The 8,526-nt window shown below is 54.3% G+C and carries 10 protein-coding genes; 9 read left to right on the top strand and 1 reads right to left on the bottom strand.

The window, feature by feature from the left end:
* The coding region (locus tag ABYV26_RS15355; RefSeq protein WP_372682237.1) for an AtpZ/AtpI family protein at nucleotides 1-83 on the bottom strand (83 nt) is incomplete at its 3' end.
* Nucleotides 84-576: 493 nt separating this feature from the next.
* Here ABYV26_RS15355 and ABYV26_RS15350 point away from each other — a divergent pair.
* From ABYV26_RS15350 to ABYV26_RS15310, 9 genes are all read left to right on the top strand, one after another.
* On the top strand, nucleotides 577-1,347 hold the full coding sequence (locus ABYV26_RS15350) for an MBL fold metallo-hydrolase (protein ID WP_372682235.1): 771 nt from the start codon (nucleotides 577-579) through the stop codon (nucleotides 1,345-1,347).
* Nucleotides 1,348-2,034 carry a bifunctional precorrin-2 dehydrogenase/sirohydrochlorin ferrochelatase gene (locus ABYV26_RS15345; protein ID WP_372682234.1) on the top strand — a complete coding sequence of 229 codons (687 nt, stop codon included), beginning with the start codon at nucleotides 1,348-1,350 and terminating at the stop codon, nucleotides 2,032-2,034.
* Nucleotide 2,035: 1 nt separating this feature from the next.
* On the top strand, nucleotides 2,036-2,857 hold the full coding sequence (gene ccsB, locus ABYV26_RS15340) for a c-type cytochrome biogenesis protein CcsB (protein ID WP_372682233.1): 822 nt from the start codon (nucleotides 2,036-2,038) through the stop codon (nucleotides 2,855-2,857).
* 98 nt (nucleotides 2,858-2,955) lie between these two features.
* Nucleotides 2,956-4,230 carry a glutamyl-tRNA reductase gene (gene hemA, locus ABYV26_RS15335; protein WP_372682232.1) on the top strand — a complete coding sequence of 425 codons (1,275 nt, stop codon included), beginning with the start codon at nucleotides 2,956-2,958 and terminating at the stop codon, nucleotides 4,228-4,230.
* On the top strand, nucleotides 4,227-5,165 hold the full coding sequence (gene fabD / locus ABYV26_RS15330; RefSeq protein WP_372682231.1) for an ACP S-malonyltransferase: 939 nt from the start codon (nucleotides 4,227-4,229) through the stop codon (nucleotides 5,163-5,165). The genes hemA and fabD overlap by 4 nt, the downstream gene beginning before the upstream one ends.
* A gap of 146 nt (nucleotides 5,166-5,311) precedes the next feature.
* Entirely contained in the window at nucleotides 5,312-5,674 is a 363-nt protein-coding gene (gene dksA, locus ABYV26_RS15325) for an RNA polymerase-binding protein DksA (RefSeq protein ID WP_372682230.1), read from the top strand.
* On the top strand, nucleotides 5,664-6,542 hold the full coding sequence (locus ABYV26_RS15320) for a PHP domain-containing protein (RefSeq protein WP_372682229.1): 879 nt from the start codon (nucleotides 5,664-5,666) through the stop codon (nucleotides 6,540-6,542). Before dksA ends, ABYV26_RS15320 begins: the two co-directional genes overlap by 11 nt.
* A gap of 2 nt (nucleotides 6,543-6,544) precedes the next feature.
* Nucleotides 6,545-7,258: a ribonuclease III gene (gene rnc / locus ABYV26_RS15315; RefSeq protein WP_372682228.1), complete on the top strand. Its 714-nt coding sequence runs from the start codon at nucleotides 6,545-6,547 to the stop codon at nucleotides 7,256-7,258.
* 2 nt (nucleotides 7,259-7,260) lie between these two features.
* On the top strand, nucleotides 7,261-8,325 hold the full coding sequence (locus ABYV26_RS15310; protein WP_372682236.1) for an elongator complex protein 3: 1,065 nt from the start codon (nucleotides 7,261-7,263) through the stop codon (nucleotides 8,323-8,325).
* Nucleotides 8,326-8,526 lie beyond the last annotated feature (201 nt).

The following is an 8,526-nucleotide window of genomic DNA, read 5'->3' as shown; positions in this document are numbered from 1 at the left end:
TTCAGCCCCAGCCATTTATCCAGATAGTGTCCCACAAAGAAACAAAATACGATGCAGCCCGCCATGGTCAATCCCAGCTGCATGACAATGGTCAGATTTTCGGCCCAATCCCTGTTTTTTTTATAATCGAACAAACGGTGATTCCGTGGTTCTGCATCGATCGTCTTTTTCATCCGCCGGAGCGTCCCAGGCCGGACGGCGTAGATCAGTAAGTTGAAAAAAACGGTTTTTCCTGTAAAGAGAAGGATAATCGGACGCCGCACGACCACTGAAACAAAATCGTTGCGCCGAACAGATTGTATGGATTCAAAATAGTTTTCGAACAGCGGCTGAAATAACAAATACCATTCATCCATGTCAAGCATCATGATTGTGCAATCGCCGCTGCCGGCGTCATGAAGCATTGAAAACACCCGTTGCGGAACATTTTTTCCGGGAAGCAGGAACGTGCTTCATTTTTTTTCATTTCGACCCATCGTTTATCGGTGACGGACGCGTTTCTTCCGGTTGTATTCTTTTCCGGTTCATCCTAAAATGGATTCCGGACGGCCAACTTTTTTTGGGAGGATCCGGGCCATGCAGAGCCAAATCACTATTCTGGGATCGGGAACCTGTGTCCCGTCGCTGGTGCGCAACCCTTGCTCCTTTCTGATGAAAACCGGAGGAGAAAACCTGCTCTTCGACTGCGGCCCGGGGATCATGCGCCGCCTGCTGGAAATCGATGTCACCATCTTCGACATTTCCTACCTCTTTCTCAGCCATTTTCATCCGGACCACAGCGGCGAGTTGGCTGCCTTTCTATTCGCCTTGAAATACCCGGCACCGTCCTCCCAGAATCGGCCCCTGACCATTGTGGCAGGGCAAGGTTTCCGGTCTTTTTTCGAACGCCTGAAAAGGGTATACGGAAACTGGATCGTACTGCCATCCGGCATGTTCACCGTCGTTGAACTCGATACGCAACTAGCTGATCGCCGTTCGTTTTCATCTTTTACCGTTTCCTCCATGCCGGTGGCCCACCGGCCGGAAAGCCTGGCCTATCGCATTGTCGATGCCGAGGGCAAAACACTGGTCTATTCCGGGGATAGTGATGTGTGCGACGGCCTTACGACCGTCGCCGCAGACGCCGATTTGATGATCTGTGAATCGGCTTTTCCAGACCATCAGAAAGTCGATGGTCATCTCACCCCTGCACTCGCCGGGAAAATCGCCCAGGCAGCTGGTGTAAAACGCTTGGTGCTGACTCATTTTTATCCGGCATGTGAAACAGCCGATATTGAAAATCAGTGCCGAAGCACCTATAGTGGTAAGGTTATACTTGCCCAGGACCTGATGACCCTTATGCTTTAAATGGTGAACATGCGATACTATCCGGTAAATCTTGATATTCAAGGCCGACGATGCCTGGTTGTGGGTGGAGGACGGGTGGGCGCTCGCAAAGTTGACACCCTGAATCAATGCGGTGCCAGGGTGACCGTGGTCAGCCCGAAAGTCTCTCCGGCAGTCATGCAACTGGCCGCTGAAAAGGCCATTGTGTTGAAACAGCGCCCCTATCGCGCATCGGATGTGGAAGGCATGTTCCTGGTGATCGGCGCCACCGATGACGAAACGCTGAACCGGCAGATCCACGCTGACGCGGAGCGCCTGAACCTGCTGTGCAACATTGCCGACCGGCCGGAAATATGCAATTTTATCCTCCCGGCCATTGTGCGGCGTGGCAGTTTTGTCATGGCTATTTCCACCGCCGGCAAAAGTCCCGCCTTTGCCAAACATATTAGAAAACGGCTTGAAACCCAGTTCGGCCCCGAATATGGCCTGGTGCTGGAGCTGATGGGCGCGATTCGAAGCAAACTGCTGGCCGACGCCCACGAACCGGAAGCGCACAAACCCCTTTTTGAACAGCTGATCGACGGTGACCTGCTTGCCTTGGTCAAAGACCAAAAGCTTGACCAGGTTGACCAGTTGCTGGAAAGGGTTCTGGGCCCTGGTTACCGATACCACCAGTTGATGCCATCCAACCAGCAGCCCCAGGAGTGACATGGAGCCTGTTTTCATCATCGCGACCCTTAGTTACATGCTCAGCTGTGCCTGCTATTTCGGCTATCTTTTTTTTCAGAAACCGATCCTCCAGCGAATTGCCGTCGGTCTTATGGCAGCCGGGTTTGCTCTGCACACGGTTTCCCTGGTCGCCCTCGGCATCCGAGCGGGACACTTTCCGGTCAACAACCTCCATGAAACCCTGTCTGTCACCGGCTGGGCGATCGCGGCGGTCTTTCTGGCCTTTTTCTTCAGGTATAAACTTAAAGTGCTGGGGATTTATGCAGCACCGCTGATCACCCTGGTAATGATCGCCGCCTACCAGATGCCCAGGCCGATGTCCCAGGACCCACAGTTGTTGAAAAGCTGGTGGTTGGCCGCCCATATCATCACCATCTTCCTGGGCAATGCGGCCTTTGCCCTGGCCTGCGGCCTGGGCATGTTGTACCTGCTTCAGGAAAACACCATTAAAAAGAAAACCCGGGGATTTTTTTTCAGCCGCCTGCCATCCCTGGACCTTCTGGACACCACCGGGTACGCCAGCATCGTCGTGGGTTTTTCGATGATCACCATTGGTTTGATTACCGGTGTCGTTTACGCCAAAGCCATCTGGGGGAGATTCTGGAGCTGGGACCCCAAAGAGGTCTGGTCCGCCATCACCTGGCTATTTTACGCGGCACTGCTCCACGAACGGCTCACCGTCGGGTGGCGGGGAAGACGGGCGGCAATCATGGCCATCATCGGTTTTGGCGTCATTCTCTTCACTTTTTTCGGCGTCAATTTTCTGCTGCAGGGTCACCACGGAACGTTTACGGCCATGTAGGCCGATGGCTGGACAGAAAACCGCCCCCCTTGCGGCGACAACTCAGAGCCTGGACAGGCGCAGTTCGGCATGCCCCGGGCCAACAGTGATGATGAACGATGCGTGATATTGTACTGCTTGGGTTGAATCACAAAACCGCTTCTGTGGACGTTCGGGAGTGCATTGCATTTACGGCCGAGGAAACCGATCGGGCGCTGGCGATGCTCAGGGAGAACCCGACCATTGGAGAGTCGATCCTTTTCTCCACCTGCAATCGGATCGAACTGCTCATGGCCGTCGATGAGCGCGAAGCGGCAGTGGCCATTGCCAAACAGTTTATCGCCGAATTCAAGAAAGTACCCCTTTCCCAGTTTGAAAACGCCCTGTATCAGTATGTCGGAGACGAAGCTGTCCGGCACACCCTGCAGGTGGCCGCCAGTCTGGATTCCATGGTGGTGGGTGAACCCCAGATCCTCGGCCAGATGAAAGAAGCCTATCGCAAGGCCACCGTGGAGAAAACCTCCGGTGTGATTCTCAACAAGCTGCTCCACCGCACCTTCTTCGTGGCTAAAAAAGTACGCACAGAAACCGGGATCGGCGACCACGCCGTCAGCATCAGCTACGCCGCCATCGAACTGGGAAAGAAAATTTTCGGCGATCTCCAAGGCAAGCGCGTCATGCTGATCGGCGCTGGAGAAATGGCCGAACTGGCCGTCGAACATCTGATCCGCAATCGGGTCGGAACCATTACCGTAGCCAATCGCACCTTTTCACGGGGTGTCGAACTGGCCAACCGCTTTAACGGAAAAGCGATTAAGTTCGAAGAAATTATCGACTTCATCAATGATGCAGACATCGTGATCAGTTCCACCGGCGCCAACGACTACGTGCTTCGGAAAGGCCAGATTAAAACCGCCATGAAAAGCCGCCGCAACCGCAGCCTGTTTCTCATTGACATCGCCGTTCCAAGAGACATTGATCCGGACATCAACCGGATCACTAACGCCTATGTTTACGACATCGACGACCTCAAGGGAATCGTGGATGAAAACATGGAAGACCGCAACCGGGAGGCCGTCAAGGCTCAACGAATCATCGATGAGGCCGTGATTGGCTTTCGCAAATGGGTTGACACCCTCAAGGTGGTCCCAACCATTGTCTCTCTGCGAGGCAAAGTCGAAGCCATGGCCCGGCAGGAATTGGAAAAGACCCTGGTGTCGTTGGGTCATCTCTCCGAATCGGACAAACGGACCATCGAACGCATGACCGGCGCCCTGGTAAATAAAATTCTCCATGAACCTACGGATTTTTTGAAAAAGGATGGCTGCCGCGGTAACAAATCCGTCGCTTTGGACCTGACGCGCAAACTCTTCAATCTGGAGGAAAATAATTGAAAAAAATTGCATTCTTATTTCCCGGACAGGGCTCTCAAACGGTAGGTATGGGATACGACCTGTTTCAGGAATACGACTTTGTCAGGGAGCTCTTCGCCGCCGCCGATGATATTGCCGGTGGACCTATTTCCCAATACTGTTTCAAAGGCCCAATGGAAACCTTGACGGAAACCGTTAACCTGCAGCCGGCCGTTACGGCCGTCAACCTGGCTTGCCTGGAGGCCATTGGGCGCGCCGGGATCACTTGCGGTTTTTCCGCCGGCCACAGCTTGGGTGAATACAGTGCCCTGGCTTCGGCAAAGATCGTGTCAACGACCGACACCCTTCGCCTGGTGTTCAAGCGGGGCGAATTGATGCACCGGGAATCGTTGAAACACACGGGTGCAATGAGCGCCATCATCGGGTTGGATATCCAGGCGGTGGAAGCATTGGTGGCAGCCGGCCGGAACACGGGAGTGGTTTCTGTCGCCAATCACAACGCCGAACAGCAGATCGTCGTCACCGGTGCACCTGAAGCGGTGGCGGCAGTATCGCAAACGGCTAAATCACAGGGCGCCAAGGCGATTCCCCTGAAGGTTAGCGGGGCCTGGCACAGCGATTTGATCAAGGGCGCCGAAGATGAATTCATTGAATATCTGAACACCGTTTCATTCAATTCACCGGAAAATTCGGTCATCCACAACGTTACGGCTGACTGCTGTGAAGACGGTAAAGCCATCCAGCGGCTCATGGCGATGCAGCTGTGCAGTCCGGTGCGGTGGTACGATTCAATCCGTCGCTTGGTGTCTGAAAAGGTGGAGGTATTCGTGGAGGTGGGTCCGGGGAGAGTCTTGACAGGCCTGCTGAAAAAAATTGTTTCCCCGGATTATAACCATAAAGTCTTTAGTGTCAGCAACATGGAAACGCTGGATACGCTGATTTCAGAGCTGTCCTGAAGGCCAACAACTACCTGATTTTAGATTAAATGATGATCGCCCGAATCGGCGGTGATGTCACAATAGCACTTTACATGCCCATTTCCTTGTGTTAATTTTCCTTTTTTTGTTAGCAATAGTAACCTTCACCTTTGCGGGATTGAGCGATGAACAAAAAAGACCGAGAATTCTTTAAAGAGCTCCTTCACGAGCGGCTGCAGGAACTACTGAGTCATGCTGGCGATACCGTTTCAGGCATGACGGAACAGAAAGAGACGTTTCCAGACCCCACGGATCGGGCAGCTCTGGAATCGGATCGCAACTTCATGCTGCGCATTCGGGATCGCGAGCACAAGCTGATCAAGAAAGTGAAAAAGGCACTTGATCGAATCGAAAGCGGCACTTTTGGTATCTGCGACAAGTGTGGTGAAGACATTTCCATAGAGCGACTCAAGGCGAGACCGGTCACCACCCAGTGCATCGATTGCAAAACCAAAGAGGAGGCTTTTGAAAAAGCCCTTGGCATCTGACCCACATCCCGGTATCGATCTGCATGTCCATTCAACGGCCTCTGACGGCACACTGACACCACCCGAAATTTTGGAGATGGCGGTTCAGCTCGGCCTGAAAGCCGTCTCCATTACTGACCACGACACCATTTCCGGTTCAGCCGCAGCGCTTGCCCATGGCATTCCGGTTGCCCTTGAATTTATTACCGGAATTGAAATCAGCGCCGCAGCACCCCATGGGTATCCGTCTGGAAGCAGCATCCATGTTCTCGGATATGGGTTAGATCTGTCAGATAAATCACTGAATCAGATGCTGACCGTCCTTCAATCCTCCCGGGAAAACCGGAACCCCCAGATCATCCAACGGCTCAGCGACTTGGGCATGGATGTGACCATGGAGGAATTGTCTCTGGTTGTCGGTGATGCCACCGCCGGGCGCCCGCACATTGCCCAGCTGATGGTCGCCAAAGGTCTGGCTGATTCAATTAACGACGCCTTCGACCGGTTTTTAGGAAAGAATAAGCCGGCATATGTCGAAAAACACCGCGTCCCGATGGAAGCAGCCATTGCGGTCATAAGATCAGCCGGCGGTGTGGCGGTGCTGGCCCACCCGTATCTGAATGACCTGGCCGATCTTGACAACTTCGAGCCATTTCTGCTGACGCTCAAAGAGATGGGGCTTGAAGGCGTCGAGGCCGTCTATCCCGAACATCCCGAAGCCGCCACAGCACGGTATTGCCAGCTGGCCCAGAAACACAACCTCCTGATCACCGGTGGTACCGACTTTCACGGTGCCGTTACCCCGGGGATCCAGATGGGTTTTGGTGCGGGCGACTTTCATGTCCCTTATTTGCTTTATAAACGCCTGATGGCGCGCCTTGAGCAATGAGCATGGATGATCCGACTCCCGAAAACGCCACCCATGAAAAACTGGAGCGTGCCCTCGGATACCGCTTTAACATGGCCGAACAGTTGACCGATGCGCTTCGCCACAGCTCCTTTGTCAACGAACAGCCCCAAACCAGCATCCCCAGCAACGAGCGGCTTGAATTTTTAGGTGACGCCGTGCTCAACTTGGCCATCAGCCATCTTTTGATGGAGCGATACCCGGATCTGACCGAGGGGGAATTGTCCAGAATCCGGGCGCAACTGGTCAATGAAACCGAATTGGCCGCCATCGCCCGGGAGATAGGCCTCGGCCCCCACCTGCTGCTGGGAAAAGGGGAGGCGCTGACCGATGGCAGGGAAAAAAACTCGATTCTGGCAGATGCCACCGAGGCGGTGATCGCCGCCATTTATGTCGATGGTGGATTCGACGCCGCCTTTGAGTTTGTGGAAAATCGGTTCCGTGAACGGCTGCGCAGCAGCAACCGATCGCGCTATGAGACCGACTACAAGAGCATGCTTCAAGAACGCGTCCAGTCGATCCATCACGACGTGCCCCGATATGAGGTCGTCGATGAGATTGGCCCGGATCACGACAAGACCTTCAAAGTTCAAATGACCGTGGCCGGGATCAACGCCGAAGGCAATGGGAAAAGTAAGAAAATGGCCGAGCAGGAGGCCGCAAGGGCGGGCCTTGAACTTTTGGATCGATCCGCTTGACCATGCATGCCCGGGACGATGCCAGACCGGTCGGCCAGCCCTTTATCATCCCGATATTCCTCCCCCACATGGGGTGTCCCCACCAGTGCATTTTCTGCAACCAACGCGCCATTACCGGCCAGAGCGCCCAGACGCCATCTGCGGACCAGATCCAGCAGGCGGTGCGCCGATTTTTAAATTACGGCAAAAAACGGCCCTCCACCACCCAGATCTCCTTTTTCGGCGGCAACTTTTTAGGGCTTGAAAAAGAAACCATCCGGTCACTGCTGGGGGCAGCCATGCCCTTTGTGCAGGCAAAGGAGGTGGACAGCATTCGCTTCTCCACACGTCCGGACACCATTAATCCGGAATCCCTGAGCCTGCTGGAAGGGTTTCCGGTCTCCACGGTGGAATTGGGCGTTCAGTCCATGAACGATCACGTTCTCGATACCGCCGGACGGGGGCACCGGGCATCGGACACGATAGTCGCCGCCGGCCTGCTTAAAAACCGGGGTTACCAGATGGGCTTGCAGATGATGGTGGGGCTTCCCGGGGACGACGACGACGGCGCCATGGAGACGGCCCGCCGGATTGTCGAGCTGGCGCCTGATTTCGTCAGGATTTATCCGACCCTTGTCCTGGAGGGCAGCCAGCTTGCCAGACAATTCAGAGAGGATCGCTACCACCCCATGGCCCTGGCAGCATGTGTCACGCTGGTGAAACGGCTGCTGCTTTATTTCAACACCCATCACATACCGGTCGTCCGCATGGGGCTCCAGGCCTCGGACGGATTGACCCGGGCGGGCGGCTTTGTCGCCGGCCCCTACCACCCGGCCTTCGGACACCTGGTGCACAGTGAAATTGTCTTGGGTGCCATTTCATCCGAACTGGACCGGATGGAAAAACGGCCCGACCCATTGACCATATTCGTCCACCCCAGCATGGTTTCCCGCGTTCAAGGCCTGCGCAAACAGAATATCGACCGGCTGAAACACAGCTTTGCGCTCAAGAAGATCGTCCTGCTTCAGGATGCACATCTGGCAAAGGGTCACCTGGTGGTCGCTGGAGAAAAGATTATCCTGCCGTAACTGCCGGTAACGCCAGTATTTCTGGTGCATAAACCGGAACCAAGAAATTGCAAGCACCAAGTCTCAGGTAAATTCAAAATTACAATATCCAACCCTCAAATTTGATGAACCCGTAAAAAGTCGAGATGTCCTCTTTTTTGTCATCCCCGCGAAGGCGGGGATCTATAAGTTTCAGACAGGTATGGACAGCGCTGAAAAAGC

The sequence above is a fragment of the Desulfosarcina sp. genome (assembly GCF_041551955.1).
In the GTDB taxonomy this organism is placed as follows: Bacteria; Desulfobacterota; Desulfobacteria; order Desulfobacterales; family Desulfosarcinaceae; genus Desulfosarcina.
Note: the sequence above shows the minus strand (reverse complement) of the source record. Positions and strands in the feature narration are given on the sequence as shown.

Excerpts from the sequence above, each read along its gene's own strand:
- ABYV26_RS15350 (WP_372682235.1), top strand. The coding sequence starts at position 577 with ATGCAGAGCCAAATCACTATTCTGGGATCGGGAACCTGTGTCCCGTCG.
- ABYV26_RS15345 (WP_372682234.1), top strand. The coding sequence starts at position 1,348 with ATGGTGAACATGCGATACTATCCGGTAAATCTTGATATTCAAGGCCGA.
- ccsB (WP_372682233.1), top strand. The coding sequence starts at position 2,036 with ATGGAGCCTGTTTTCATCATCGCGACCCTTAGTTACATGCTCAGCTGT.
- hemA (WP_372682232.1), top strand. The coding sequence starts at position 2,956 with ATGCGTGATATTGTACTGCTTGGGTTGAATCACAAAACCGCTTCTGTG.
- dksA (WP_372682230.1), top strand. The coding sequence starts at position 5,312 with ATGAACAAAAAAGACCGAGAATTCTTTAAAGAGCTCCTTCACGAGCGG.
- rnc (WP_372682228.1), top strand. The coding sequence starts at position 6,545 with ATGGATGATCCGACTCCCGAAAACGCCACCCATGAAAAACTGGAGCGT.
- ABYV26_RS15310 (WP_372682236.1), top strand. The coding sequence starts at position 7,261 with ATGCATGCCCGGGACGATGCCAGACCGGTCGGCCAGCCCTTTATCATC.